This window comes from Oceanimonas sp. MB9, from assembly GCF_011319775.1.
GTDB lineage: Bacteria > Pseudomonadota > Gammaproteobacteria > Enterobacterales > Aeromonadaceae > Oceanimonas > Oceanimonas doudoroffii.
In genome coordinates this window covers 385,078-410,990 of the sequence record NZ_VFBE01000009.1, presented here as the reverse complement: position 1 = coordinate 410,990, position 25,913 = coordinate 385,078, and the positions used below count along the sequence as shown (strand labels likewise).

Sequence of the window (25,913 nt, the reverse complement as noted above, 5' to 3'; positions counted from 1 at the left end):
TCTGGAAAGGTCAGCGACCGGTACCTACGGCTGCCGGCCCCGCCTGACCGCCGGCCATCAGCATCTGGGCATCACTGCGCTTGAGAACCGAATACACCACGCCGGTCAGCACCGAGCCCGCGGAAATGGCCAGCACATACCAGCCCAGTTGCTCAATAGCATTGGGAATAAACAACACGAACACGCCGCCATGGGGTGCCAGCAGTTTGGCCCCGAACAGCATCGACAGGGCACCGGTCAGGGCGCCGCCGGCCATGCAGCTGGGGATCACGCGAAGCGGATCCCGCGCCGCAAAGGGAATGGCTCCTTCGGAAATAAAACACAATCCCAGCACAAAGGATGCCTTGCCCGCCTCCTGCTCATTGGGGTTGAACTTGCGCCGGGCCAGAAAGGTGGCAATGCCCATGCCAATGGCCGGCACCATGCCCGCCGCCATGGCCGCCGCCATGGGGCCATAGGTTTGCGAAGCCAGCAGCCCCACGGAAAAGGCATAGGCCGCCTTGTTGACCGGGCCGCCCATGTCAAAGCACATCATGGCACCAATAATGATGCCCAACAGCACGGCGTTGGCCGAGCCCATGTTATTGAGAAAGTCGGTCATCACCGCCATGATGGTGGCCACCGGACCGCCCACCACATAGATCATCACCAGGCCGGTAAACAGGCTGGCGAACAGCGGAATAATCAATATCGGCTTGAGCGACTCCAGGCTTTTGGGCATGGGAACTCGCCGGGCCAGCAGGCGGGCGCTGTAACCGGCGAGAAAGCCGGAGATGATGCCGCCGATAAAACCGGCCCCCAGGCTGCTGGCCAGCATGCCACCGATCATGCCCGGGGCAATGCCCGGCCGGTCGGCAATGGAATAGGCAATGTAGCCCGACAGCACCGGAATCATCAGGGCAAAGGCCGAGCCGCCACCTATCTGCATCAGCGCCGCCGCCAGCGTGCCCTCTTCCTTGAACGCCTCGATGCCGAAAATAAACGACAGTGCAATGATAAGGCCCCCGGCCACCACCATGGGCAGCATAAAGGACACCCCGGTGAGCAGGTGCTGGTAAGGACCCGGCTCCTTTTTGTCGGCCTCGGTGCTCAAAGCCGCACCGCCGCTTTGCTGCTGCCAGGTCTTTGCCTCGCGCAGGGCGGTTTCAATGGTGTGCTGTGGCTTTTTTAACGCCTGCCCGGTACTGGTACGATACAGCCGCTTGCCGTTGAAACGGGCCAGGTTGACCTCGATATCGGCGGCCACAATCACGCAGTCGGCGGCGGCAATGTCGTCGGCGGTCAGGGCATTCTGGGCCCCCACCGAGCCTTGCGTTTCCACCTTGATATGATGACCCAGTCCCTGGGCGGTTTCGGTCAGCGCCTCGGCCGACATGAAGGTGTGCGCCACCCCGGTAGGACAGGCGGTGATCGCCACCAGCCGGATCCGATTTTCGCTGTGCGCCTCGAAGGGTGCCTCTACAGGCAGCGGCGCCGCCTGCTGCGCCGCCCGTTGCAACCAGGCCTTGGGATCGTTCAGCGCCGGCTGAATCTCTCCCACAAAGCCGGGCTTGCCGGCAAAGCGGGACAGGTTCGGGGCCGGCCCGGCGGCGGCCACCAGCACCAGCTCGGCCTCGGCGATCTGTGCCGGGGTAAAGGGCGTTACCGGCTCAAGCTGACTGTGGCATTCCACGGCCACCTGCCAGCCTTGCTGCTCGGCGGCGTGCGCCAGCACGCGGGCCGCCATGTAACTGCTTGCCATGCCGCTGGGACAGGCGGTAAGGATCAGCGCTTTCATGTGTCCGCTCCCTGACGAGCAATGGGTTCAATCTCAATGTTCCGCTGAAAGGCGGCAAAGGCCTTCTGATCGTAGATACCCACGCCTATCTGGGTGACCGCCATCAATGACAGGGCCACGGCGCGGCGCAGGTTGTCGGGTTCGTTCAGGCCTTCCACCATGCCGGCACAAAGTCCCGCCACCAGGGAGTCGCCGGCGCCCACCGTGCTCACCACCTTGACCCTGGGCACCCGTGCGCGCCAGGCGCCATTGGGGCCAAACCAGCAGACGCCGTCGGCACCAGCCGACACCACCACCTGTTCGATGCCCCGCTGCCGCAGGGTAAGCGCACAGCCGATCAGGGCCTCATCGCTGTCGACCGGCTGGCCCACCAGGCCTTCCAGCTCTTCCAGATTGGGCTTGATCAGGGCGGGCCGGCCGCGAATGCCGGCCCGCAGTGCCTCGCCGCTGGCGTCCAGCCAGACCGTTTTGCCCCGCTCACGCCACATTTCAATCATGCCTTCCAGCTGCGCCGGGCTGACCCCGGGTGGCAGGCTGCCCGCCACTACCAGGTACTCAAAATCGTCTGCCAGCGACTCGAGTCGGGCCAGCAGCCGGGTCCAGTCGCCCTCCCCGACCCTGAGTCCGGGCAGGTTGATGTCGGTTACCCGGCCTTCCGCCTCGCTGATTTTCACATTGACCCTAGTATCACCGGGCAGGCGGACGAAATCGTCGCCAATGCCGTGCCGGCCAAACAGGGCACGAAAGGAAGCATCGTTATTCAGCCCGAGAAAGCCGCTGGCCCGGGGCTTGTGCCCCAGATCCGCCAGCGCCCGGGCCACATTGATGCCCTTGCCCGCCGCCCCCAGATGCCCGGATTTGGCGATATTGACGTGACCGGCCTTGAGTTGCTCCAGCGACACGGTGAGATCCAGCGCCGGGTTCAGGGTCAGGGTTAGCATGCTCATTGAATTTCTCCTGTCAGGGCCCGGACGGTCTGGGCGTCCCGGGCACGAAGGGCCTTCGCGGCCAAATCCTTGCAACGGGCCAGGCTGCACTCGCGCACCCGGGCTTTGACCAGGGGTACCCGGCCCGGGCTGACCGAGACCTCATCCACTCCCAGCCCCAGCAGCAGCGGCAGCGCCTGGGGATCCGCCCCCAACTCGCCGCATACGCCCACCCATTTGCCATGGGCATGGGCGGCTTCTACCGTCATGGCGATCAGCCGCAGCACCGCCGGATGCAGGCCGTCGGACAACGCCGCCAGCTCGCCGTTACCCCGATCCGCGGCCAGGGTGTATTGGGTCAGATCATTGGTGCCAATGCTGAAAAAGTCGGCGTCTTGCGCAAACAATTGGGCATTGAGGGCGGCGGACGGTACTTCCACCATGATGCCCAGCTGCACGTCGGCGGCCTGTACCTCGGCCTGCACCCGCTCAAACATCTCTTTGGCAAAGCGCCACTCGGCCCAGTCGGCCACCATGGGAAACATGATGCGTAGCGGCCGATCGCCGGCGGCGGTCAGCAGGGCGCGCAGCTGGGTTTCCAGCAGCTCGGGCTGCTGCATGCACAGGCGAATGCCGCGCACGCCGAGAAAGGGATTGTCCTCTTTGGGCACCGGCCAGTAGGGCAACGGCTTGTCGCCGCCCACGTCCAGGGTGCGGGCCACCAGCGGCCGGCCATTAAGGGCGGTAAATGCCTTGTCGTATTCGGCCTGCTGCTGCGCCAGATCCGGCGCCTGGCTTCGGCCCATAAACACAAACTCGGTGCGCAGCAGGCCCACCCCTTCCGCCCCGCCTTCTACGGCGGCGGCGGTTTTGGCGGTATCCCCCAGGTTGGCGCCTACCTCCAGGCGATGGCCGTCGGTGGTAACGGCGGCCTGGTCACGGTGTTCCCAGGCCTGCTCGGCCAGTTGCCGCTCCTGCGCCTGGCGGGCTTTGGCCTGCTCCAGCACTCGGTCGGCCGGGGCCACATGCAGGGTGCCGGCGTCGCCGTTAAGAATGGCTTGCGTACCGGACTTCAGGCCCATGACGGCGCCGCCCATGGCCACCAACGCGGGAATGCCCAGTGATCGGGCCAGTATGGCACTGTGAGAAGAAGGGCCCCCTCCGGCGGTCACCAGCCCCAGTACCAACTCGGCGTTCATGTTCACCACATCCGACGGGCCTATGTCTTCCGCTACCCAGATATAGGGGGCGTTCGGGGTTTGCGGCAGCGGTGTGTCGCACAGAATGGCCATGACCCGGCGGCCGATATCGCGAATGTCGGCGGCCCGCTCCGCCAGCATGGCATTGGGGCTGGCCGCCTGCCGCGTGGCGGCGGAGTCGATTTCCGACCACCAGGCGGCGGGGGCCGAGGCGCCTCGCTGCAGCCGGGCCTGGGCGCCTTCGGCCAGCGCCGGATCGCCCAGCAATTCCCGGTGCATGGAGAGAATATCCCGCGCCTGAGGCTCGTGAGTGGCCTCGGCGGCGGCCGCTAGATCTGTATCGGCCTGTGCCAGGGCGGCCTTCAGCCGCCGTTGCTCGGCGTCGGCATCGCAGGCGGTATCGGGGTAGTCAAAGTGCACCGGCACCTCGACGAACAACGGGCCGATGGCGGTGCCCGGCGAGGCCCCCACGCCACGCATTTCGGTATCGGGGGCTATGTCCTGTACCTGATGCACCAGGGTCGGGCCGGCGGCAACCGGCATCACGTCTTCGCCCAGTCCTTCATTAATGGCGGTCACCAGTTGCTCCAGCGCCGCGGCGGCGTCGGGCCCTTCTGCAGTAAGCAACAGCTGATGGCCGGGGCGCACGCCCAGGCCGATGAGCTTCATCAGGCTTTTGCCGTTGACGTCATGGCCGTCACCATCCAGGTTGCGCACTCGAATGTCGGCCTCGAACTGCTTGGCAATCTGCACCATCATGGCACCCGGGCGGGCATGCAACCCCTGATGATTGCGCACCACCACCAGGCGCTGATTGTCGGCCAGGCCATCTTCGCCGGGGGCATGGGGACCCCGGGCCAGGGCGGTGTGCAGGGCGGTGCTATCGGCCATGGCCGCCAGCGCTTGTCCCTTGTCGGCCAGCAGCCAGTCGGCCAGCTGGGCCAGCAAGGGCCGGTGACCGTTGCCGTTGACCGCCAGTGCCAGCAGCGCCCGCACCGGCTGGCCCGAATGCTCAAAACCGGTGGTGGTCACCAGCGCGGCCCTGGGCTCGCCGCTGGCCGGGGCCTGGCTCAGCCACCAGCCCTGACCCAGGTGCAGGCTGCTGGCCTGCAATGCCTGACGTTCTGTGTCGTCGGCATTCAGCAGCTCGCAGGCCGCCCGTTGCAGCGCTGCAAGAGAGGTGGCCTCGACGCCGGTGCGCATCCACTCCCGACGCCAGCCCAGCACCGGCGCCTGCGACGATTCCTCCTCGCCCTGCAGCAGCCGCAGTATGTCCTGACGGCTTTCAGCCCGGCGTACCTGCTCCGCCAAATCATCCCGGGACAGGGCACGGGCAAGGCGGCGCAGCAGCTCCAAATGTTCGTCGGATCCGGCGGCGATGCCCAGCACCAGATAGGCCTTTTCACCGTCGCCCCAGTCCACCCCGTCGGGCAAGTGCAACGCCTTGATACCGGTTTGCTTTACCAAGTGCCGGCACTCCTGGGTGCCGTGGGGAATGGCAATGCCCTGTCCCAGGTAGGTGGCGGTCTGGGCTTCCCGCGCCAGCATGCCATCGGCATAACCGGCGGCCACGTTGCCATCCTGCTCCAGCCACTCGGCCAGTGCCGAAATGACTGCCTGCTTGTCGGCCAGGGTCTGGCCCATTTTTACGTCCTGTGTGGTCAGAGAGAGCATGACATCACCTGCTGATAATTCGGGATACAAACACCCTAGATTACGTTGGTTAAAACCACGAGCCGAAACTGTTAAAATAATGCTGAATCGTTTTAGCATGTCGAGCAAGCTTCCTGCACCGGCACTGTGCAATGATATGATCCGGTGCACACTTTCAGCGATGAGGCGAGAAATGAAACTGGACGAAATTGCGCGCCTGGCCGGGGTGTCCCGCACCACCGCCAGCTGCGTGATCAATGGCAAGGCCGAGCAGTATCGCATCAGCCAGCGCACCCAGGACAAGGTGATGGCGGTGGTACGGGCCCACAATTTCGAGCCCGATCGTCAGGCCGCGGCCCTGCGCGGCGGCCTGTCCCGTACCCTGGGGCTGGTGGTGCCGGATCTGGCCAACCCCAGTTACGCCACCCTGGCCCGGTTGCTGGAGCGCCAGGCCCGGCACCATGGCTTTCAGCTGCTGATCACCTGCTCCGATGATGACCCTCAGACCGAGCGGGAGCTGGCCCTGATGTTGAAGGCCAGGCGGGTGGACGCGCTCATGGTGGCGAGCTGCCTGGCGGTGAGCGATGACTTCTATTGCCGGCTGAACCGGGAGTTGCCGGTGGTGGGCCTGGATCGGCCCCTGCCTCACAGCCTGGCCTCGGTCAGCAGTGAAAACGCCGAAGCCTGCGCCCGCCTGACCCGCACCCTGGTGGGCCCTTCGCCGGAGCGGGCCTGGCTGATCGGTGCCGCTCCCGGGCTCAGCATCAGCCAGGAACGGGAGCGCGGCTTTCGCGATGCCGCCACCGAGCTGGGGGCGTCATTTGAGATTAGTCATGTCGAACAGTTTGACCGCCACTGCGCCCGCGCCCTGCTGGAGCAACAGGTCGACACCGACTGGCAGTCGCCCCTGGCCATCGTCACCACCGCCTTTGTACTGCTGGAAGGGGTGATGGACTTCCTTCACCAGCATCTGGGTGCCCTGCCTGCGTCGCTGCGGCTGGCCACCTTTGGTGATCACCGGCTGCTGGACTTTCTTGCCACGCCGGTGAATACCATGGCCCAGGATCACCACCTGGTGGCGGAAAAGGTAATGTCCCTGACCCTGGACGCGGTGCGCGGTCATTATCGCAGCGGGCATTACGCGGTGCCGCGCCTGCTGCGCCAGCGTTACCGGCCGCGCTGATGCCTCAGGGTTGAATTTCCCGGCCGTCCCAGGCGAACAACCGGCCCGACTGCGCTGGCGTGATGCCGTCGAGCACCGCCAGCAGGTGCTCGGCCGCCTGTGTCGGGGTCTGCAACTGCCCCTCGGGCAGGCCGGCGCGAAAGGGCGCGGAGAGGTTGGTGGCCACCGTGCCCGGGTGCAGCCCCACCACGCAGGCCAGGGGAAAACGCCTGGCCCACTCCACCCCAAGGTTTTTGATGGCCATGTTGAGCGCCGCCTTGCTGATACGGTAGCTGTACCAGCCGCCGCCGCGGTTGTCGCTGATGCTGCCCACCCTGGCCGACAGGGCCGCCAGCAGCAGGGGCTGTCGCCGTTCCATGCGTGCCGACAGCAATCGCGCCAGCGCCAGGGTGGGCCAGGTATTGATCCGCAGGTGATCCAGCAGGGCATGTTCGGTCAGTTGCTCGATGCGCTTTTCCGGCTGCCAGCAATCGCTGTGCAACATGCCCACGGTGTTGATCACCCTATTCGGCAAGGTCAGCCCGGCGCACAGCGCTCCCATGGCGTCTTCATCGGTGTTGTCGAGGGCATGCCATCCAACCCCGTCAATGCCCGGGTTGGTACGGCTGAACAGCATGACCTCGTCGCCCCGCTCAAGGCAGGCCGCCGCCAGCGCCCGGCCAATGCCGCCGCCCCCCATGATCCAGTAGCGCATAACGACTCTCCTGTTGATGGCAGTCGCCATTGAGACCGCATCAAGGATGCTTTGGTTGCAGGAAGAACAGCGGAAAGCGGGAAACGTGAAGTGCTGATACGGTGTCGTGCCTGCAAACCATATCGAGCAGCTGATGGCTAATCGCCTGTCTCTTGGTCACAAGTTTTCGTCGCTTGCGGTACCGTGCGTTTTCGTCGAACAAAGCGCACTGCTTCTCCGGCACGCCGTGAATACTTCCCTGTAGGCTCCCCTGCGCCATCCCTGGCGCACTCGGTGCTGACTGACCGCTTCCAGGCAGCTCCGAAGTTGCCCGAAGCAGCGGTGGGGATTGCCGAAGCCGACCGTCACATGCAATGGATGGCATGTGCCGAGCGACACGGGGAGGTGCTTGAAGCGTGTCGGCGGAGCGCAACCGCACTGCTGCTTCGCATGGCGATTGGTTCTCAGCGATTTTTGCCCAAGAGACAGGCTTAAAGCTTGTCTGCCCACTGGGCAAGAGCCGTGTACCAGTGCGCAAACAACTCCCCCTCGGTGGCGGGGGCCGTGACCTCAATGCGCTCGCCCTGCCAGTCAAAGGCCAGCCGCCAGGCGTGCAGATAGCCCCGGTCGGCGGGGCTGCCACCGTAGCGATCGTCCCCCAGTATGGGACAGCCCAGGCTTTTCAGCGCCACCCGCAACTGATGAGTACGACCGGTGTGGGGCTGCAGCATAAAGCCCCTCAGCCCCGGCGCCAGCGAGGTGCTGTAGAAGTGGGTAACCGCCGGGTTGGTCTCGCCCCGGGTCAGTTTCCAGCTGCCATTGCGGGTCTTCTCCATGCCCCCTTTCACCCAGCCCTGCTTTTTGACGGGTTTGCGATCGGACAACGCCAGATAGCGCTTGGTGGTGGTGCGTGCGGCAAATTGGGCGCTGAGCACACGGTTGGCCTCGGCGGTGCGCGCCAGCAGCAGCGCGCCCGTGGTCATCTTGTCGAGCCGGTGCACCGGATAAAACGATTGCTGCAGTTGTTCACCGAGCAGGCGCACCAGGCCGGGCTCATCGCCTTCCTGGTGCATGCCGATACCGGCGGGCTTGTTGATCACGCAAAACTCGGCATGGTCGAGCAATATCTCCATGGCAAACTCCGGCGGCCTAGCGCAATGAATAGAATGCAAAAAGCCCGCTGCTAATGCAGCGGGCTTTTCGGTGTCTGGCGGAGGAGGTGGGATTTGAACCCACGGTGGGCTATAAACCCACGCCGGTTTTCAAGACCGGTGCATTCAACCACTCTGCCACCCCTCCTGACGGGCGCCAATACTACTGAGGCCGCCGCACCTTGTAAACCGATAAATGCCATTTGCGGTTCAAATGGGCAAGAATCCGCCAATGGGCTTCACAGGGGCGAAACGGAAGACTCGACAACCGGGTCATATCATGTCCAGAATAGATACAACTTCATTCACGTCATTTTGAGTCAGATAGCCAAGGAGTCTGGATCATGCGTTACAACAACACCCTTTCACGTACCCATGGTGGTGCGCTGGAAACCAACAAGGTACTGCGCAATACCTATATGCTGCTGGGCATGACCCTGGTGGTCGCCGCCCTGTCCGCCGGCGTCAGCGCCATGATGAACCTGCCCCATCCGGGCCTGATTATTACCCTGGTGGGCTTTTACGGCCTGATGTTCCTCACCGAGCGCAACCGCAACAGCGGCCTGGGCCTGCTGTTTATCTTTGCCTTTACCGCCTTTACCGGCTACACCATTGGCCCCATTCTCAACTACTACCTGAGCACCAGCTCCGGCACCGAAACCGTGATGCTGGCCCTGGGCGGTACCGCCCTCACCTTCCTGGCGCTGTCCGCCTATGTGCTGACCACCAAGAAGGACATGTCCTTTCTCGGCGGCATGATGATGGCCGGCTTTGTGGTGATCCTGGTGGGCTTTGTGGCCAATATCTTCCTGGCCCTGCCGGCCCTGAGCCTGGCCCTGAGCGCCCTGTTTATTCTGTTTTCTTCCGGCGCCATTCTGATGCAGACCAGCGCCATCATTCACGGCGGCGAGCAGAACTACATCTCCGCCACCGTGACCCTGTATGTGTCCATCTTCAACATCTTCCTGAGCCTGCTGCAACTGCTGGGCATGAGCCGCGACTGATCGCTTCGGGCTCACCGCAACCCCCTTCGAAGGCGCCTCACGGCGCCTTCGTCGTTTCTGCCCCCTCACGGTTCGTCCCTTTTTTCATGGCCTGCCCCGGGCTTGTACAAGGGCCACTTTGTTACCGGCCCCGCCTTTCATGCACAAATATTTTACCTTCACCGCCAAGAATGAAACGGTTTGTCAAAAGCAGCCCGCCTGAGTCCTCTTTACGCGAAATTTCGACATGACGGCTTTGTTATTATTTTTTCATCGAAGCGTCACATTGTGCTGATGCGACCATGGACCCCGTCCCTTGCAGGAGGGAACGGCATCGAAAGGAATAATAGGGAGAGAACGATGAAAACTGTCATCTGGGCCGCCTTGCTGCTGCCAACCCTGGCACAAGCCGCCACCGACGAGCCGGGCGTCAGTCTGAGCGGCCTCATTGACCAGTTGATGAGCGTGGTGTTTTACAGCATTCCCCTCGGCGCCTCATCCATTCCCGTTATCGTACTGTGGCTGATCGGCGGGGCCCTGTTCTGTACCATTCGTTTCGGTTTTTTGCAGTTCGGCTCCCTGGGGCTGGCCTGGCGCCTGGTGCGCGGGGATTTCAACGATCCCCGGGCCCCCGGAGAAGTCACCCATTTTCAGGCGCTGACCTCGGCGCTGTCGGTCACCGTGGGGCTGGGCAATATCTCCGGCGTGGCCATCGCCATCGCCATTGGCGGCCCCGGTGCCGTGTTCTGGATGATAGTGGCCGGCTGCCTCGGCATGGCCACCAAGTTTGCCGAATGCACCCTGGGAGTGAAATATCGCACCGTCCATGCCGATGGCACCGTCTCCGGTGGCCCCATGCATTACATTCGCCGTGGTTTTGCCGACAAGGGGCTGCCCAGGTTGGGCCTGTTTCTGGCCGGCTTTATCGCCCTAGCGATCACGCTCGCCACCTTCGTCTCCACCAACATGTACCAGGTCAACCAGATTTATGCTCAGGTAGTCAGCGTGACCGGGGGTGAACAGGCCTTTCTCGGCCGCAACGGCTGGTTGTTCGGCGGCCTGATTGCACTCATGGTGGGCATTATCGTCTCCGGGGGCATGCAAAGTATTGGCCGTACCACCGAAAAGCTGGTGCCGCTGATGGGCATTATCTATGTCTCGGCCTCATTGATGGTGCTGTTCGTCAACTACGACCGCATTCCCGCCGCCTTTGGCATCATCGTCGACTCTGCCTTCAGCCTCGACAGCGTTTCCGGCGGCATCTGGGGGGCCATGACCCAGGGCTTTATTCGCGCCATGATCTCCAGCGAAGCCGGCATGGGCACCGCCGCCATCGCCCACGCCACCGCCAAGACCCGTTACCCGGCGGCGGAAGGTTATGTGGCGCTGCTGGAGCCCTTTATCGACACCGTGATCATCTGCACCATGACCGCCCTGGTCATTATTGTCACCGGCACCTACACCCAGGAAGGGCTCAGCGGTGTGGCGCTGACCTCGGCGGCCTATGAGACCGTGCTGCCCTGGTTCCGGTGGTGCTGGCGGTGTGCCTGCTGCTGTTCGGCTTTTCCACCATACTGGTGGCCTGCTATTACGGCCTCAAGGCCAGCAGCATGCTGTTCGGCAACCACCGCCTGGTGCGCGGCCTGTATCTGGCTATCTTCCTGATCCTGACCGTGGCCGGCGCCCTGCTCAAGCTGGATCTTATCGTCAACCTGATGGACACCCTGGTGGTGCTGATCTGCATTCCCAACATCATCGGCCTGATCATGCTGTCGTCCGTGATCCGCGACGAACGCCGCCGCTTTCTGGAGCATGTGGCCAGCAGGAACCACGAACCCGGGTCCGGGCACACGGCCTCCAGGCTCAGCCCCCTTCGGAAATAACCCGCTCAGAGGCATTTCCCCCTCATTCGCCATCTTGAAGAAAGGAACCCGACTATGACTATCTGGAAATGGAGTGCCGTCGAAACCGCCCGGCGGATCAAGGACGGCGACATCAGCTGCGAACAGGTGGTGCAGAGCCACCTGACACGACTGGACGAGGTCAACCCGCGGCTCAATGCCGTGGTGGTGCCCCTGCACGAACAAAGCCTGGCCGAGGCCCGCCGGCTGGATCGTCAACGCCGGCCCGGGGATGCACTGCCGCCGCTGTTCGGGGTACCGGTGACCACCAAGATCAACATGGATCTGGCGGGCCAGGCCAACTCCGACGGCGTGCCGGCCTACCGGAACAACATGGCCACCGACGATGCCCCCGTCATTGCCAACCTTCGCCAGGACGGCGCCATCGTGATTGGCCTGACCAACACTCCGGAGTTCAGCATTCGCTGGTTTACCTCCAACCCGCTGCACGGCGTGTCGCTTAACCCCTGGAACCCGGATGTTACCCCCGGTGGCTCCTCCGGCGCGGCGGTGGCGGCAGGCATCGGCTGCATCGCCCACGGCAACGACATGGGCGGCTCCCTGCGTCATCCGGCCTACTGCTGTGGCGTCAGCACCATCCGTCCTTCATTTGGCCGCATTGCCAACGGCAATCCCAGCGCCACCGGGGGCCGGCCGCCCATGTCCCAGCTGTTGTCGGTGCAGGGCCCTATCGCCCGTTCGGTGGCAGACGTGCGCCTGGGGCTGGCCTCCATGGCGCGCTACAGCGCCTTTGACGCCGACTGGTCTCCTGCCCGGGACAGCGGCCGAGGCAAGGGTGGCGTGCTGCGTATCGCCTACCAGGCCGATCCTTTCGGCGAAGGGGTGTCCGCCCCCGTGCTCGCCGCCATGGAGCAGGCCAAAGCGGCGCTGCAGTCCGCCGGTCACCGGGTCGAAGCCGTCACCCTGCCCGATGCCCGGCAAGCGTCAAATATCTGGGGCTGCATCACCCTGGCGGAGGTGGATGCCCTGCAGCGTGACGAGCTGGAACGCCATGGCTCCGCCGAGGTGGTGCAGGTGGTCGATGCCTATCGGGCATTTTTCGGCACGCCGACACTGACCGGCACCATGCAGGCCCTGATGGAGCGTAACCGCATTCGCCGGGCCTGGAGCCAGCTGCTGGAGCAGTACGATCTGGTACTGATGCCGGTCTCGGCCGAGCCCGCTTTTGCCAATGATCTGGATATGCGCGAGCCGAATCAGATCCCCCGCATGCTACGCGCCCAGCGCTTTTTGCTGATGATCAACGCCCTGGGGCTGCCTGCCGCCGCCGTGCCTACCGGTTTACACCAGGGAGTGCCGATGGGCGTTCAGCTGGTGGGTGCGCCCCTAGATGACGCGCTTTGCCTGCAGGGAGCGCAGGCCATTGAAGACCACTGCGGCACCCTGAGCCAGGCACTCTGGCAACAGGGCGTTATTGCCCGTTAAACACACATGTCCTTGTTACACTTGTTTATAGATAGGAAAAAATCATGACTCGCTTTATCGATGTTGGCAGCCTGAGTGACTATATCAGCCAGGCCGGGGTGGAAACCCTGATAGAAAAAATGGTGGCCTACCTGGAGCAGGACTACCGCCGCTGGAACGACTTTGAAAAATCCGCCCGCCTGGCCAGCCACAGCGACATCGGTGTGATCGAACTGATGCCGGTGTCCGACCAGCACCAGTACGCCTTCAAATACGTCAACGGCCACCCGGACAACCTCGACTACAACCTGCCCACCGTGATGGCCTTTGGTGTGCTGGCCGACGTGGCCACCGGCTACCCGGTGCTGCTCTCCGAGCTGACCCTAACCACCGCCATTCGCACCGCCGCCACCTCGGTCATGGCCGCCAGGTACATGGCCCGCCCCGACGCCAGGGTGATGGCGCTGATCGGCAACGGCTCCCAGAGCGAATTCCAGGCCCTGGCCTTCCACAAGGTGCTGGGCATCGAGGAAGTCCGCTGCTATGACGTGGATCCCACCGCCACCGCCAAGTTCATCGAGAACCTGTCCGGGGTTGAAGGCCTGCGCCTGGTGCACTGCCGCTCCGCCAAGGAGGCCTGCGATGACGCCGATATCGTCACCACCGTCACCGCCGACAAGCGACTGGCCACCATCCTTACCCCGGACATGGTGAGCCCGGGCATGCACATCAACGCGGTGGGCGGCGACTGCCCCGGCAAAACCGAAATCCACGCCGACATTCTGCGCCAGGGCAGCATCTTTGTGGAATTCGAGCCGCAAACCCGTATAGAAGGCGACATTCAGCAGCTGGCCGCGGATCACCCGGTAACCGAAATGTGGCGGCTGATCGCCGACAACCGCTCCGGGCGCACCAGTGCAGAAGAGATCACAATTTTTGACTCGGTCGGCTTCGCCCTGGAAGATTATTCCGCCCTGCGCCTGCTGTTCGATCTGGCAGAAGCGGACGGCATCGGCAGTTTCATCGAGCTGGTGCCTGATCTGGACGACCCGCGTGACCTGTTCACCCTGACCCGGGGCGGCAAGCAACGCGTCCGTCTGCGCAAGGCGGCCTGATCCCGACCGTCATTCAAGGAGTTCATGATGAAAGTAATCCCGTCCTTCAAACGCGCCACCCTGGCACTGGCCCTGAGCGGTGTGCTCGCCCTGCCCCTGCCGGGCATGGCAAACGACCACCATGCCCTGCCCGAGGGCGTTCAGCAACGCATAGAGCAGCTCACGCCTCAGGTGGTGTCCTGGCGGCGGGATATTCACCAGCATCCTGAGCTCGGCAATCGGGAATTCCGCACCGCCGGCCTGGTGGCGGACCACCTCAAGGCCCTCGGCATGGAGGTGCGCACCGACATCGCCCATACCGGTGTGGTGGGCGTGCTCAAGGGAGCCAAGCCGGGCCCCGTGGTGGCGCTGCGCGCCGACATGGACGCCCTGCCGGTGACCGAAGACACCGGGCTGTCCTATGCCTCCACGGTGCGCACCCAGTTCAACGGTGAAGAGGTGGGGGTGGCCCATGCCTGTGGCCATGACATGCACGTGGCCATACTGATGGGCGCCGCCCAGGTGCTGGCGGAAATGCAGAAGGAGCTGGCCGGCACCGTGATCTTCGTGTTCCAGCCCGCCGAGGAAGGCGCGCCCGCCGGCGAGGAAGGTGGCGCCGCACTGATGCTGAAGGAAGGGCTCTTCGCCGATATCAAGCCGGACGCCATGTTTGGTCTGCACGTCATGACCTCGCCCCTGGGCGAGATCTCGGTACGTACCCAGGGACAGCTGGCGTCTTCCGATCAGTTCAACATCACCATCAAGGGCAAGCAGACCCATGGGGGCATGCCCTGGAACGGTATCGATCCCATCGTGACCGCGAGTCAGGTGGTGATGGGGCTGCAGGCCATACCGGCCCGGCAGCTGGACGCCACCCAGACGCCCTCGGTGATCTCCGTAGGCGTCATCAAGGGGGGCGTGCGCGGTAACATCGTGCCCGATCAGGTCGTCATGGAAGGCACCATTCGCACCTTTGACAATGCCACCCGCCAGGAGATCCATGAACGCATGGAACGCACCGCGGTGAACATTGCCGAAAGCGCGGGGGCCACCGCCGAGGTGACCATCACCGAAGGCTACCCGGCCACCATCAACGACACCGAGCTGACCAGAGCCATGACGCCCACGCTGCAGCGGCTGGCCGGCGACAACTTTCGCGAAGCCAGACGCAGCATGGCGTCGGAGGACTTTGCCTTTTTCGCCGGCGAAGTCCCCAGCATGTATATCTTCCTGGGCACCCGCCCCGAGGGGCAACCCCTGGCCTACCCCAACCATTCACCGAAATTCAATCCGGATGAAGGGGTATTGCCCATCGGCGTCAGCGCCATGACCGCCCTGGTACTGGATTACACCAGCCAGCACCGGTAACCACCAGCGAAGCCATGGGGTTCATGGCTTCGCCTTCTCAATCAGCGGAGCCACCGGGCCCGAACGACTCGAACCTTTAAAAAGCGTCACTTCAAGGATGAAGGCAACGCCGCCCAGTCTCCCCAGGCTGGCGAGGGCTTGCTCGTCCTTTCACCACGAAAACACCTTCTGGTAACAAAGGAATTTACCATGATCGTCACACTCAAATCGCAAGCCGCACAACGCACGGCCCTGTCCGCCACCCTGCTCGCCCTGCTGATATCCGGTCAGTCCCGGGCCACCCTTTTCACCGAAGGCGATGAGCTGACCCTGACCTACAAGAACGTCTATTTCAACGAGTCTGCCGATGCCATCGATACGCGCATCTGGGGGGCCGAGCGCGATGAGTGGGTACATGGCCTGTTCGCGGACTACAAAAGCGGTTACCTCGGTGACTGGATTCAGTTCGAATATGGCCTGGCCGGGGTAGAAGACATTTATATCGGCTCCCGGGCCGACAATGTCACCAACCTGCCGGGCGCCACCGCCGCCAACGGCTTCAAGCCCGATACCCTGTTCGGTACCCAGACCGCCTATATCGGTACCCGCTACCAGGGCGACGGCTTTCGCCTGCACGCCGGCGGCGGCAAGAAGGCGCGCCAGTACGCCATCTATCAGGACAGCCTGAGCCGTATTCAGCCTGCCACCTCGGTTGGTTTTGATCTGAACGCCGACATCGGCGCACTCCGGCTGTATTACACCGAGCTGTACAAGATGAGCCAGCGCGATGCCGACAACTGGGGCGACGACCTGCGCACCTACAGTGGCGACAAGGTAGATGCACTGCGCTACTACGGCGGCAGCTATGAGGTGGGCAATGGCCTCAAGCTGGAGCTGGCCGAGGCCGAAGACTACATTCGCGAGCGCAAGGCCAGGATCGGCTACCGGCATTCGCTGCAAGGTCACCAGGCCGGGCCACCTACGGCACCATGAAAGACAGCGGCAGCCTCTATGAAGACGGCGGCGTGCCCCTTGGCAATATCGGCGGTCACGACTACGCCCTGGCGGAAGCCGGCCCGCTGGATGCCCGCTACTACGAGCTCAGCGCCGGCTACCGCTGGGCCGATTACGGCCTGACCCTGAACTATTCCAGCGTTAGGGGTGACGACTGGAACCATAACCTGGTGGCCAACGAGTTTCGGTTGTGGGATACCAGCAGCCAGTACGCCTGGATCTGGTACGGCCTGGAGGACGAAGACGCGGTCAGCCTGCTCGGCAACGCCGACTTTGGCAACCTGGGCCTGCCCGGGCTGAGCTGGAATGGCGGTGTCTGGTACTCCGACCATGCCCGTGGCTACATCGGTTTTCGACGCGTTGAGCTGACCAATATGCTCAGCTATCGTTTTTCCGGCCCGCTGCAGGGGTTGAGCCTGAGCTGGCTCAACAGCATTCACCGCTCCCGGGGCGAACTGGATAACATGAGCCGCACGGCCAACCCGGTAGGACCGGCCATGCTGGAACGCAAGGACGTGAACCGGTTGTACCTGACCTGGTCTCGCACCTTCTGAGCTCGCATTTTCAGGGTGCCGGCGCTGACGGGCCGGTACCCGTGAGATACACTGCGCGGGCAGCGCCGTTCGGGGCGTAGCATACTGTTAAGGATATGGGCCCGATGAATGCTCTCGACAAATTTGATCTGACAATTCTGCGACTGCTGCAACAGGACGCCACCTTCTCCAACGCCCAGCTCTCGGAGCGGGTCAACCTGTCTCCTTCCCAATGCCACCGCCGGGTAAAGCGGCTGGAGCAGGAGGGCTATATTCATCACTACGTCGCCCTGCTGGATCACCGCAAGCTCGGGCTGACCGTGCACGCCGTGGTGATCATCAAGGTGCGGGATGTCAGCCGGGAATCGAAAGCAGCGTTCAGGGAGCAGATTCGGCACTACCGCCTGGTGACCGAATGCTGGGCCATCGCCGGCGACAAGGACGTGATCCTGAAAATCGTGGCCCCCAGCCTGGAGAGCTATTCCGACTTTCTCAGCGAGAAAATACTGAGCATGGATAACGTCGCCTCGGCGGAAAGCTACCTGCTGCTCGATAACATGAAATACACCACCGAGGTGCCTATCGGTGACCATGACTAGTTCGGCCCGCTGAATCAGGCAAAAAACGCCCACCGGGTGCCGCAGTGCATGCGCCCCGGCCCACGGTCGAGTATTATCGGCAGAGCCCCCTTTATTACCGAGACACGCCATGTCCCCTGCCAGCCAGTGGCTGCGACGCCTCTTTACCGATGGTCATTTTTTCTTCGCCCTCAAGGTGTTGCTGGCGATGGCCAGCCTGCTGCTGGCGGGCTGGTGGCTGGAGCAGGTGCCGGCGGCGGTGACCCTTAGCCTGGGGGCCATGGCCGGGGCACTGAGCGAAACCGATCAACGTCCCGGCCGGCGCCTGGGGCTGCTGCTGCTGGGCCTGTTGTGCTTTTTTGTGGCCATTACCGGGGTCACCGCCCTGATTGACATCCCCTGGCTGTTTGGTCCCGTGCTGGTGCTGGTCACCTTTGGCCTGATCCTGGCCGGCGCCTGGGGCCAGGCCGCCGGCAAGCTCGGCTTTGGCATCCTGCTGGTGTCCATCTACGCCATGCAAGGCCATGTGGACAGTCCCGGCTTCTGGTATCAGCCGATACTGCTGACCGCCGGCGCCGCCTGGTATGGGCTGTGTTCATGGCTGGTGCTGCTGGCCTGGCCCTACAAGCCGGTGCACGAACAGCTGGCCCAGTGTTATTTTGCCCTGTCCCGCTACCTGCTGGCCAAGTCACGCTTTTTCGACAGCCCCGACGAGCTGCACCAGGGGCTGCGCCATCAGCTGGCCCAGCTCAATATTCAACTGGTCAACAACCTGGAGCTGAGCAAGCAAATCCTTAACCGGCGCCTGCATGGCGGCGAGCGGGATGCCGAACTGGCCCGGCTGCTGGAACTGCACCTGCTGGTGCAGGGCATGCATGAGCGGGCCGCGTCCAGCCATTATTCCTATCAGCAGCTTAATCAGGCGCTGGAGCGGGCCGAGGTGCTGGCCGGCTATCAGATCCTGCTGGCGGAGCTGGGAGAAGCCTGTTACCGCCTGGGGCTGGCCATTCTCACCCACCGCCCCTACCAGTCCGGCCGGCGCATCGCCTGGGAGCTGTCGGCACTCAAGGATCAGCTCGACTACAGCCATCTGCGCCGCCACTATTCCCCCGAGCTGATGAGCCCGCTTCGGTTTCTGACCCGCAACATGGAGCACGTGCACCAGGCCCTGCTTCGGGCCGAGGCCCTGACCGCCCGAGACGGCCGCGAGGCCCCGACCGCCCGGGCCGAGCTCGCCCGGCCGGCGCCCCAGTCCTTTGGTGAGCGGCTGCGCGCCCTGCTCAACCCCAATGCCATTTTGTTTCGTCACGGCGTGCGCCTGAGCGCCTGCTTTGCCCTGGGCTACGGCCTGGTCACCGCGCTGGAGCTGGAACGGGGCTACTGGATATTGCTGACCATTCTGTTTGTGTGTCAGCCCAGCTTCAGCGCTACCCGCCAACGCCTGACCGAACGTACTCTTGGGACCCTGGCCGGCATTGCCGCCGGAGCACCGCTGCTGTGGCTGTTTCCGTCGGTGGAAAGCCAGCTGGTGATCCTGCTGGTGTGCGCCTTTGTGTTCTTTACCCAGGTAAGGGTGCATTACAGCTGGGCGGTGTGCTTTATCACCCTGTTTGTGCTGCTGGCCTTTAACCTGCAGGGGATCGCACGGGATCCGGTGCTGCTGCCGCGCCTGCTCGACACCCTGGCCGGCTGTGCCCTGGCCTTTGTGGCGGTGTGGTTTATCTGGCCCGACTGGCAACGTCGCCACCTGCCCCGGCTACTGGCGGACGCCATGGAGGCCAACGCCGGTTATCTCTGTGCCATCAGCCACCAGGGCGACGACATGCCGCCGGAAAACCTGGCCTACCGCATTGCCCGCAAGCAGGCCCATCTGGCCGACAACCAGCTGGCCCAGGCCTGGCAAAATATTCGGGTGGAGCCGGTGTCGAAACACTGGCTCAACCTGTGTTTTGAAATCGCCTATCGCAATCACACCCTGCTGTCTTACCTCTCGGCCCTCGGCGCCCACCGACAGGGGTTGCCCGATGCCTTTGTCAACGGGCTGAACCAGCGCCTCTGTACCGCCGCCGACGCCCTGCGCCGCGGCGTGCCTCTGCCGGCGCAGCCACCGCTGCCGGCCATGGTGAATAGCAGCGAAGACGAATGGCAGATCCTCACCCGTCAGCTGCACAACAACATGGCGCTGCTGGTCAACGATCTCTATCAGCTGGCGGGTGGCGTACGTGAAGATGCACAAGACACGGCCCTTGAGTAAAATGGGCGGCAAAATGAGGAGAGAGCATGCTTGAATTTGAAGGCCGCCCGGTCGATACCGACGCCCAGGGCTACTTGAAACACCATCAGGACTGGCAGCCGGCCATGGCGGAAGTCCTGGCCGAGCAGGAAGGCATTACCCTGACCCCGGAACACTGGGAGGTGATTCAGTTTGTGCGCAACTTTTACCTGAAATACAACACCTCGCCGGCGATACGCGCGCTGGTGAAGGCCATGGCCAAGGAGCTGGGTGAAGACAAGGGCAACAGCCGTTACCTGTACCGGCTGTTTCCCAAGGGACCGGCCAAGCAGGCCACCAAACTGGCGGGCCTGCCCAAACCGGTGAAGTGTATTTAAAAAAATTCCGGCGCGAGGCCGGAATTTTTTATTGAGCCATCACGCGGCCCTTGAGGCCGGTGAGCCGTTCCAGGGCCGGCAGCTGCTGTTGCAGCCGAGCCTTGGCATCCGGTCCCACCCAAACCCGGTTCAGCTCACCCTGACGCGGCACCGAAGGTGAGGTTTGCACCCGATAGCCCGCCGCCTGCAGTTTTCTCACCAGGGCATTGACGTTGTCGGCACTGCGAAAGGCACCCAGCTGCACAACATGATCAGCCCCGGCGGCGGGCGCCACTGGCTTAATCTGGGGTGCGGGCTGCGGCGTCGGCGCAACCGGCTTGATCACCGGGGCCGGTTGCGGCTTGGGCTCGACCGGCTTGATCACCGGGGCCGGCTTGGGCGCTGACGGCTTCACCTCGGCGACCGGCTGGGGCTTGGGCGCGCTGACCACTTGCGGCTCGGGTTTGGGTGGCGCTGGCGGCGCTTCCCTTACCTCTTCCAGGGTCCAGCTTTCCGCCGATGCCGTGGCGGCCGGCTCGGCGGACGCCGCCTCAGGCCTGGACGCCGGGGCCACCTGGGGAGGTTCCAGCTCCGGCCGCAGGGGAATGCTCACCGCCTGCTCCGGCATGGGCGGCTGCTTGCCGTCCAGCAAATCGGGCAGAAAAATGACGCCCAGCGCCACCAGGATCACGGTGCCCACTAGGCGATGCTGAAACTGGGTTGCCATTTTCAGTCCTTTCCTTGTTGTTCGGCGTGCCAGGCCAGGGCCTCGGCCACGGTGAAAAAGGAGCCAAACACAATCACCCGCTCATGCTCGGCACAGGCCTTCCGCGCCACCGGCAGGGCCTCGCTCACCGAGGCATAGGCCCGGTCAACGCCCAGCAGGCCGGCCAGCATACTGCCGTCGGCCCCTCTGGGGCCGCCCAGGCTGACCGGGTACCAGTGTTGCACCAACGGCAGCAAGGGAGCCAAAGTGGCGGCAATGTCCTTATCCTTGAGCATGCCCACCACGGCGTGAATGGCCCCCTCGCCGCCCTGCAGCCGGGACGCCAGATAAGCCGCCGACTCGGGGTTGTGGGCCACATCCACCCACAGGTTCGGCGCCAGCTGCTGCAGCCGGCCGGCCAGCCGGGCTTCACGCAGGCCGGTGACGATGGCATCGACAGAGAGCCTAAAGGGCGAGGCCGCCAGGGTGGCCAGGGCCGTGGCCGCATTCATCAGCGGCAGGCCTGGCACCGGCAGTCCGGAAAGCGCCAGCCCCTGGCCTTCAAAACACCAGCTGTCACCCTGCTGTTGCCAGTGAAAGTCCTTGCCGCTGAAGGCAAGCCGGGTACCCAGCTTGTCGGCCTGGGCGGCAATGCTGGCGGGCGGATCGAGATCGCCGCACACCGCCGGTTTGCCGGGACGCAGTATGCCCGCCTTTTCAAAGCCGATCACTTCACGGTCGGAGCCCAGCCAGTCGGTGTGATCCAGGGCGATGGTGGTAATCACCGCCTGATCCGAGTCCACCACATTGGTGGCGTCGAGCCGGCCGCCCAGGCCCACTTCCAGCAGTACCACATTCGGGTGTGCATCCCGAAACAGCCAGAGTGCCGCCAGGGTACCAAACTCGAAATAGGTGAGCGCCGTGTCGCCCCGGGCCGCTTCCACCGCCGCAAAGGCATCGCAGAACGCCTGTTCGGCGGGAAAGTCACCGTTGATGCGTACCCGCTCCCGGTAGTCGAGCAGGTGGGGCGAGGAATACACCCCCACACTGTGACCGCCGGCGCGCAGCATGCTCTCAAGCAGGGCACAGGTGGTGCCCTTGCCGTTGGTGCCGCCCACGGTGATGACATGGGACGGCAGGCTGAGCAGGCCGAGCGTGCCGGCCACTCGCTGCATGCGCTCAAGGCCCAGCTCGATATGGGCAATGTTCAGGCCTTCGAGCACCGCCAGCCAGTCGGCCAGCGACCGCCTGGGTGCGTGGGCTGCGGGTTGATGCATCAGACTTCCAGCGGCTCCTGGTTCATCAGCTTGCCAATCAGGCCGGCCAAGCGATCGCGCATTTCGCGGCGGTCGATGATCATGTCGATGGCGCCGTGCTCCAGCAGGAACTCGCTGCGCTGAAAGCCTTCCGGCAGTTTTTCGCGCACGGTCTGCTCAATCACTCGGGGGCCGGCAAAACCGATCAGTGCCTTGGGCTCGCCCACGTTAACATCGCCCAGCATGGCGAGGCTGGCAGACACACCACCCATGGTGGGATCGGTGAGCACGGAAATGTAGGGCAGGCCTGCCTCGGACAGGCGATTCAGGGCGGCACTGGTCTTGGCCATCTGCATCAGGGAGAACAGGGCTTCCTGCATGCGGGCACCGCCAGAGGCGGAAAAACACACCAGGGCGCGGTTTTCCGCCAGGCAGGCTTCCACCGCCTTGACGAAACGGGCACCCACCACGGAAGCCATGGAGCCGCCCATAAAGGAGAATTCAAAGGAACAAGCCACCACCGGCAGGCCGCGCAGGGTGCCCTTCATGACCACCATGGCGTCTTTTTCGTTGCTGCTTTTCTGGGCCGCACTGATGCGATCCTTGTAGCGCTTGGAGTCCTTGAACTTGAGAATGTCCTGAGGCTCCAGCTCGCCGCCCAGCTCCTCGCGACCGTCCTGATCCAGGAACTTGTCGAGGCGGCTGCGGGCGCTGATGCGCATGTGATGATCGCACTTGGGGCAGACTTCCAGATTGCGCTCAAGCTCGGCACGATACAGCACCTGTTCGCAGTTGGTGCACTTGGTCCAGACTCCTTCCGGAATATTGTGACGGCGAACGCCGATGTTCTTGTTCTTGGGGAGAATTTTCTCAAGCCAGCTCATGGAAATCCTTAATCATTTTTTCGTGGTTGTCACGCAGCGGCCATTAAATCATATATTCGGCCGCGGGTTGATAAAAATTAAAGTTGGTCCGGCAGCCACAACGGGCCGGGAATGGTCGAGGGCAATGCAAATTCCTCGGGGTAATCGACCCCCACCAGGTAGAGGCCCCCGGCCTTGGCGGTAACCCCGGCCAGGTTGCGATCCCGGCCTTCCAGCACCTCCTTTACCCAGGCGCCGTCGGCCTCCCCCATGCCCACCTTGAGCAGGGTGCCGGTGATGTTGCGCACCATGTGGTGCAGAAAGGCATTGGCCTTGATATCGAGCACAATATAGTGGCCAAAACGCTGCACGTTAAGGTGCATGATGTTGCGATAGGGGCTTTTGGACTGGCACTGCACCGCGCGAAAGGCACTGAAGTCCCGCTCACCCAGCAGGCACTGACCGGCCGCGTGCATTCTGTCGGCATCGATATGGCCGGCGTAATGGCTGACCCCGGCGCCGTGAATGGCGGGCCGCATATTGTGATTGAAAATAATGTAGCGATAGCGACGGGCGCTGGCGCTGAAGCGGGCGTGAAACTCATCGGGCACCGCCCTGACCCAGCGCACCGCGATGTCCGGCGGCAGGTTGGCGTTCATGCCTAAGGTCCAGGCGCCATCGGGCCGGGTTGCCTGGGTATCGAAATGCACCACCTGGCCGGTGCCGTGCACGCCGGCATCGGTACGACCGGCACACTGCACCTCCACCGGGTGATCGGCGATTTTTGAAAGGGCTTTTTCCACCTCTTCCTGGACACTGGGGACTTCCCGCTGCCGTTGCCAGCCGTAATAGCGGCTGCCGTCATACTCTATGCCAAGGGCAATGCGCATATTCAGTTCCAAGATAAAAAAGGAGGGCAATTATACTCGTTGCCACGGCAAAATGAAGAACCGGCCTTACGGCCGGCTCCCACTGTCACCGTTCACTTGGGGTCAGCGCTTGCCGAGGCGCTGTAGCAGTTTGCGGGCGTCGGCCTGTTGCTCGGCATTGCCTTTTTCCAGCGCCTCGTTGAGCAGTTCCCGGGCGCTGTCGGCATCCTCGATTTCGATATAGGCCCGGGCCAGGTCCAGCTTGGCGCCCATGCCGCCTTCATCCAGATCGATGTCGGTGTCCTGCTCGTCGCTCAGCAGCCCGGCATAGTCGTCAAGCTCGGGACGAGCGGTGCTCGCCGGCCGGCTTCGGGGCGCTTGGTCGGCGCTGGCCTTAACCGGTTCGGCGGTCACCGTCTCGGCCTTGTCGGTCACCGGCTCCTCCTCGGCATCAAGGGCAAAGCGGGCATAATCCCGTTTCGCCTCGGTGGCGGTGGTGGCTTCATCGTTGTCAAACAGGCCGTCATCCAGGGCCAGCTCGGACTCGTCATCACGGGCGCTCGCCTGGTCAAACAGGCCGTCGTCCAGGGCCAGCTCGGATTCGTCGTCGCGGGCGGGCGCCTGGTCAACCAGGCCGTCGTTCAGAACTTCATCGTCATCGGCGGCGTTGTCCAAACGGGGCTTTCCGCCGTCGCTCTGCTCCGCCTTTGGCGCCGTTGGGCGTTCACCATCATCGTCGTCCAGGGCAACCTCTGCCTCGGCGCGCTCACCGGCGTCATCAAACAGCACTTCACCACCAGCGTCGTCAAACAGCACCTCGTCATCCTCGGCTCGGGGTTGCTGCTCTTCTTCCTCCAGCCGTTCCTGCTCTTCAAGAAAACGGGCAAAGGCGTCCTCGTCGATGCCGGACTCGTCCTCCTCGCGGGCGTTGGGGCCGTCGGTAGCGGCATCGGCAGGGGAAGCGGCTTCGGTATTGTCCTGCTGCCCTTCCTTGCGTGCCGGCTCGGTGGCAAACAGATCACCAAAGTCGTTATCGTCATCGTCCATCATCAGCTCCGATGACGCCGCTTCCTGCTCGGCCAGTTCCCGCTTGAGCCGGCTGCGCCACCACAGGGTGAACAGCGCCATCAGCAGCAATGCCGGCAACAGCAGCAACAGCGCCAGGTTGAGGGGTTGACCCAACAACTCGGCCAGCCAGCCGCCCTTGGTTTCCGGCTCCGGCTGTTCAGGGGCCAGACGCACCATTTTCAGCTCGTTCACCTCGGCGGTGAGCTGACTCAGGCGATTGCGCAAGGCCTGGTTGTTGTCGGCAAGCGCGGCCAGTTGCTCATTGGACATGGCCATCTGCTCGCGCAACTCATCCAGCAACCGGGCCTGCAACCGCTCCAGGGCCACCTGCTCGGCCTGATCCGGAGCGGCGACAAGGCTGCCTTCGGCCGCCGCGGGCGCGACCGCCTCGGGTTTGGCTGCGGGCTCCGGTTTGGCCAGCTCGGCAACGGCGGCCGGTGGCTGCGCCGCCCTGGGCTCGCTCAGACCATGACTCGGCGCCGACTCGGCCGCCTTGGGCGCAGGGGCTGCGGCGGGTTTGGCCGTGGCCGGCGGTGTGGCCACCACGGGGGCGGCCTGCGTCGACGGCCGGGCCGGTGCCGGGGTAGCCGCGACCTGGGGCCGGGCCATGCGCCGGCTGCCCTGCTGACTCAGCCGGCGAAACTCGGCCTCGGCCTCGGCGGGGGTGCGCTGTTGCGCCTGGGTCAGGGTGGGCAGGCGCAGGCTGGCGCCTCGCTGCAGATAATTGATATTGCCCCGCACAAAGGCGCCGGGATTGAGATAATAGAGCGCCACCATGGTCTGTTGTACCGTGGCCGGCGCAGAGGTATTACGGGCGGCGATGGACCAGAGGGTGTCGGTGCTGGTGATGGGGCCGTAGCGTCCCGGCCGTTGCAGGGAAGGCTGGCTGGCGGCCGGCACCACCTCGGGTGCGGGGGTCGGCGCGGCCGCCGGTGTTTCCGGCCCTCTCAGCTCGATGTAGAACTCCTGTGCCGCGGCCGGCAGGGTAACAGACAGCCACAGGGCCAGCACGGAGTAAAGCGGTGGTCGGCGTTTTCTCATTATGTCGTTGGTATCCCTTGTTTCGAACGCGGGGCCGGCTCACCGGCCGCCCGGCTGACCATGGCACAAGTGTAGAAAAAAACA

At 63.7% G+C, this 25,913-nt stretch carries 20 protein-coding genes, 1 tRNA gene and 1 pseudogene; 11 read left to right on the top strand and 11 right to left on the bottom strand.

The genetic code is table 11. The annotated features are described in order from the left end of the window. Positions 1-10: 10 nt before the first annotated feature. The 3 genes from OJHNALOF_RS13285 to ptsP are packed head-to-tail and all read right to left on the bottom strand — an operon-like array spanning position 11 to position 5,576. Positions 11-1,777: a PTS fructose-like transporter subunit IIB gene (locus OJHNALOF_RS13285; RefSeq protein ID WP_165662303.1), complete on the bottom strand. Its 1,767-nt coding sequence runs from the start codon at positions 1,775-1,777 to the stop codon at positions 11-13. After that, positions 1,774-2,724 (bottom strand): 1-phosphofructokinase, encoded by a 951-nt coding sequence (gene pfkB, locus OJHNALOF_RS13280; RefSeq protein WP_094198859.1) that lies wholly within the window; start codon positions 2,722-2,724, stop codon positions 1,774-1,776. The genes OJHNALOF_RS13285 and pfkB overlap by 4 nt, the downstream gene beginning before the upstream one ends. Beyond that, positions 2,721-5,576, bottom strand: coding sequence for a phosphoenolpyruvate--protein phosphotransferase (gene ptsP / locus OJHNALOF_RS13275; protein ID WP_165662302.1), 2,856 nt, complete (start codon positions 5,574-5,576; stop codon positions 2,721-2,723). Before ptsP ends, pfkB begins: the two co-directional genes overlap by 4 nt. Before the next feature lie 172 nt (positions 5,577-5,748). Between ptsP and cra the strand changes: the two genes are divergently transcribed. Beyond that, positions 5,749-6,738: a catabolite repressor/activator gene (gene cra, locus OJHNALOF_RS13270; RefSeq protein WP_165662301.1), complete on the top strand. Its 990-nt coding sequence runs from the start codon at positions 5,749-5,751 to the stop codon at positions 6,736-6,738. Between the two features lie 4 nt (positions 6,739-6,742). Here cra and OJHNALOF_RS13265 read toward each other — a convergent pair whose 3' ends face one another. The 3 genes from OJHNALOF_RS13265 to OJHNALOF_RS13255 all read right to left on the bottom strand — a co-directional run bounded on the left by OJHNALOF_RS13265 (position 6,743) and on the right by OJHNALOF_RS13255 (position 8,710). Next, entirely contained in the window at positions 6,743-7,432 is a 690-nt protein-coding gene (locus tag OJHNALOF_RS13265; protein WP_165662300.1) for an SDR family NAD(P)-dependent oxidoreductase, read from the bottom strand. 470 nt (positions 7,433-7,902) lie between these two features. Further along, complete coding sequence (locus OJHNALOF_RS13260) at positions 7,903-8,544, bottom strand: TIGR01621 family pseudouridine synthase (protein ID WP_094198854.1); 642 nt, start codon at positions 8,542-8,544, stop codon at positions 7,903-7,905. Between the two features lie 75 nt (positions 8,545-8,619). Further along, positions 8,620-8,710: transfer RNA gene (locus tag OJHNALOF_RS13255), tRNA-Ser, on the bottom strand. Between the two features lie 196 nt (positions 8,711-8,906). On the opposite strand from OJHNALOF_RS13255, the gene OJHNALOF_RS13250 reads away from it, so the two are divergent. The 10 genes and pseudogenes from OJHNALOF_RS13250 to tusE all read left to right on the top strand — a co-directional run bounded on the left by OJHNALOF_RS13250 (position 8,907) and on the right by tusE (position 20,047). Then, a complete protein-coding gene (locus OJHNALOF_RS13250) occupies positions 8,907-9,566 on the top strand; it encodes a Bax inhibitor-1/YccA family protein (RefSeq protein WP_165662299.1) in 660 nt (219 codons plus the stop codon). Between the two features lie 273 nt (positions 9,567-9,839). Continuing rightward, positions 9,840-11,428: pseudogene (locus tag OJHNALOF_RS13245) on the top strand (alanine/glycine:cation symporter family protein). A 54-nt stretch (positions 11,429-11,482) separates the two neighbouring features. Continuing rightward, on the top strand, positions 11,483-12,892 hold the full coding sequence (locus tag OJHNALOF_RS13240; RefSeq protein WP_165662298.1) for an amidase: 1,410 nt from the start codon (positions 11,483-11,485) through the stop codon (positions 12,890-12,892). A gap of 44 nt (positions 12,893-12,936) precedes the next feature. Beyond that, positions 12,937-13,986 (top strand): ornithine cyclodeaminase, encoded by a 1,050-nt coding sequence (locus OJHNALOF_RS13235; protein WP_165662297.1) that lies wholly within the window; start codon positions 12,937-12,939, stop codon positions 13,984-13,986. Between the two features lie 24 nt (positions 13,987-14,010). Beyond that, a complete protein-coding gene (locus tag OJHNALOF_RS13230) occupies positions 14,011-15,333 on the top strand; it encodes an amidohydrolase (protein WP_206063706.1) in 1,323 nt (440 codons plus the stop codon). A gap of 189 nt (positions 15,334-15,522) precedes the next feature. Next, the gene (locus tag OJHNALOF_RS17090; RefSeq protein WP_165662296.1) at positions 15,523-16,305 is read left to right on the top strand and encodes an OprD family outer membrane porin; all 783 of its coding nucleotides are present in this window, start codon (positions 15,523-15,525) and stop codon (positions 16,303-16,305) included. Next, a complete protein-coding gene (locus OJHNALOF_RS17085) occupies positions 16,302-16,880 on the top strand; it encodes an OprD family outer membrane porin (RefSeq protein ID WP_165662295.1) in 579 nt (192 codons plus the stop codon). Before OJHNALOF_RS17090 ends, OJHNALOF_RS17085 begins: the two co-directional genes overlap by 4 nt. A gap of 104 nt (positions 16,881-16,984) precedes the next feature. Next, entirely contained in the window at positions 16,985-17,458 is a 474-nt protein-coding gene (locus OJHNALOF_RS13215; RefSeq protein ID WP_165662294.1) for an Lrp/AsnC family transcriptional regulator, read from the top strand. A gap of 109 nt (positions 17,459-17,567) precedes the next feature. Further along, entirely contained in the window at positions 17,568-19,691 is a 2,124-nt protein-coding gene (gene yccS, locus OJHNALOF_RS13210; RefSeq protein ID WP_094198845.1) for a YccS family putative transporter, read from the top strand. A 26-nt stretch (positions 19,692-19,717) separates the two neighbouring features. Continuing rightward, positions 19,718-20,047 (top strand): sulfurtransferase TusE, encoded by a 330-nt coding sequence (tusE, locus tag OJHNALOF_RS13205; RefSeq protein ID WP_094198844.1) that lies wholly within the window; start codon positions 19,718-19,720, stop codon positions 20,045-20,047. Positions 20,048-20,075: 28 nt separating this feature from the next. Here tusE and dedD read toward each other — a convergent pair whose 3' ends face one another. The 5 genes from dedD to OJHNALOF_RS13180 form a co-directional block, all read right to left on the bottom strand. Further along, entirely contained in the window at positions 20,076-20,753 is a 678-nt protein-coding gene (gene dedD / locus OJHNALOF_RS13200; RefSeq protein ID WP_165662293.1) for a cell division protein DedD, read from the bottom strand. A gap of 2 nt (positions 20,754-20,755) precedes the next feature. Further along, positions 20,756-22,009, bottom strand: coding sequence for a bifunctional tetrahydrofolate synthase/dihydrofolate synthase (gene folC / locus OJHNALOF_RS13195; protein ID WP_165662292.1), 1,254 nt, complete (start codon positions 22,007-22,009; stop codon positions 20,756-20,758). Further along, on the bottom strand, positions 22,009-22,872 hold the full coding sequence (accD, locus tag OJHNALOF_RS13190; RefSeq protein WP_165662291.1) for an acetyl-CoA carboxylase, carboxyltransferase subunit beta: 864 nt from the start codon (positions 22,870-22,872) through the stop codon (positions 22,009-22,011). The genes folC and accD overlap by 1 nt, the downstream gene beginning before the upstream one ends. A 77-nt stretch (positions 22,873-22,949) precedes the next feature. Continuing rightward, entirely contained in the window at positions 22,950-23,741 is a 792-nt protein-coding gene (gene truA / locus OJHNALOF_RS13185; RefSeq protein WP_165662290.1) for a tRNA pseudouridine(38-40) synthase TruA, read from the bottom strand. A gap of 102 nt (positions 23,742-23,843) precedes the next feature. Then, positions 23,844-25,829: a FimV/HubP family polar landmark protein gene (locus tag OJHNALOF_RS13180; protein WP_206063705.1), complete on the bottom strand. Its 1,986-nt coding sequence runs from the start codon at positions 25,827-25,829 to the stop codon at positions 23,844-23,846. Positions 25,830-25,913 lie beyond the last annotated feature (84 nt).

Coding starts and splice junctions, on each gene's coding strand:
- OJHNALOF_RS13285 (WP_165662303.1), bottom strand. CDS start 1,777: ATGAAAGCGCTGATCCTTACCGCCTGTCCCAGCGGCATGGCAAGCAGT.
- pfkB (WP_094198859.1), bottom strand. CDS start 2,724: ATGAGCATGCTAACCCTGACCCTGAACCCGGCGCTGGATCTCACCGTG.
- ptsP (WP_165662302.1), bottom strand. CDS start 5,576: ATGCTCTCTCTGACCACACAGGACGTAAAAATGGGCCAGACCCTGGCC.
- cra (WP_165662301.1), top strand. CDS start 5,749: ATGAAACTGGACGAAATTGCGCGCCTGGCCGGGGTGTCCCGCACCACC.
- OJHNALOF_RS13265 (WP_165662300.1), bottom strand. CDS start 7,432: ATGCGCTACTGGATCATGGGGGGCGGCGGCATTGGCCGGGCGCTGGCG.
- OJHNALOF_RS13260 (WP_094198854.1), bottom strand. CDS start 8,544: ATGGAGATATTGCTCGACCATGCCGAGTTTTGCGTGATCAACAAGCCC.
- OJHNALOF_RS13250 (WP_165662299.1), top strand. CDS start 8,907: ATGCGTTACAACAACACCCTTTCACGTACCCATGGTGGTGCGCTGGAA.
- OJHNALOF_RS13240 (WP_165662298.1), top strand. CDS start 11,483: ATGACTATCTGGAAATGGAGTGCCGTCGAAACCGCCCGGCGGATCAAG.
- OJHNALOF_RS13235 (WP_165662297.1), top strand. CDS start 12,937: ATGACTCGCTTTATCGATGTTGGCAGCCTGAGTGACTATATCAGCCAG.
- OJHNALOF_RS13230 (WP_206063706.1), top strand. CDS start 14,011: ATGATGAAAGTAATCCCGTCCTTCAAACGCGCCACCCTGGCACTGGCC.
- OJHNALOF_RS17090 (WP_165662296.1), top strand. CDS start 15,523: ATGATCGTCACACTCAAATCGCAAGCCGCACAACGCACGGCCCTGTCC.
- OJHNALOF_RS17085 (WP_165662295.1), top strand. CDS start 16,302: ATGAAAGACAGCGGCAGCCTCTATGAAGACGGCGGCGTGCCCCTTGGC.
- OJHNALOF_RS13215 (WP_165662294.1), top strand. CDS start 16,985: ATGAATGCTCTCGACAAATTTGATCTGACAATTCTGCGACTGCTGCAA.
- yccS (WP_094198845.1), top strand. CDS start 17,568: ATGTCCCCTGCCAGCCAGTGGCTGCGACGCCTCTTTACCGATGGTCAT.
- tusE (WP_094198844.1), top strand. CDS start 19,718: ATGCTTGAATTTGAAGGCCGCCCGGTCGATACCGACGCCCAGGGCTAC.
- dedD (WP_165662293.1), bottom strand. CDS start 20,753: ATGGCAACCCAGTTTCAGCATCGCCTAGTGGGCACCGTGATCCTGGTG.
- folC (WP_165662292.1), bottom strand. CDS start 22,009: ATGCATCAACCCGCAGCCCACGCACCCAGGCGGTCGCTGGCCGACTGG.
- accD (WP_165662291.1), bottom strand. CDS start 22,872: ATGAGCTGGCTTGAGAAAATTCTCCCCAAGAACAAGAACATCGGCGTT.
- truA (WP_165662290.1), bottom strand. CDS start 23,741: ATGCGCATTGCCCTTGGCATAGAGTATGACGGCAGCCGCTATTACGGC.
- OJHNALOF_RS13180 (WP_206063705.1), bottom strand. CDS start 25,829: ATGAGAAAACGCCGACCACCGCTTTACTCCGTGCTGGCCCTGTGGCTG.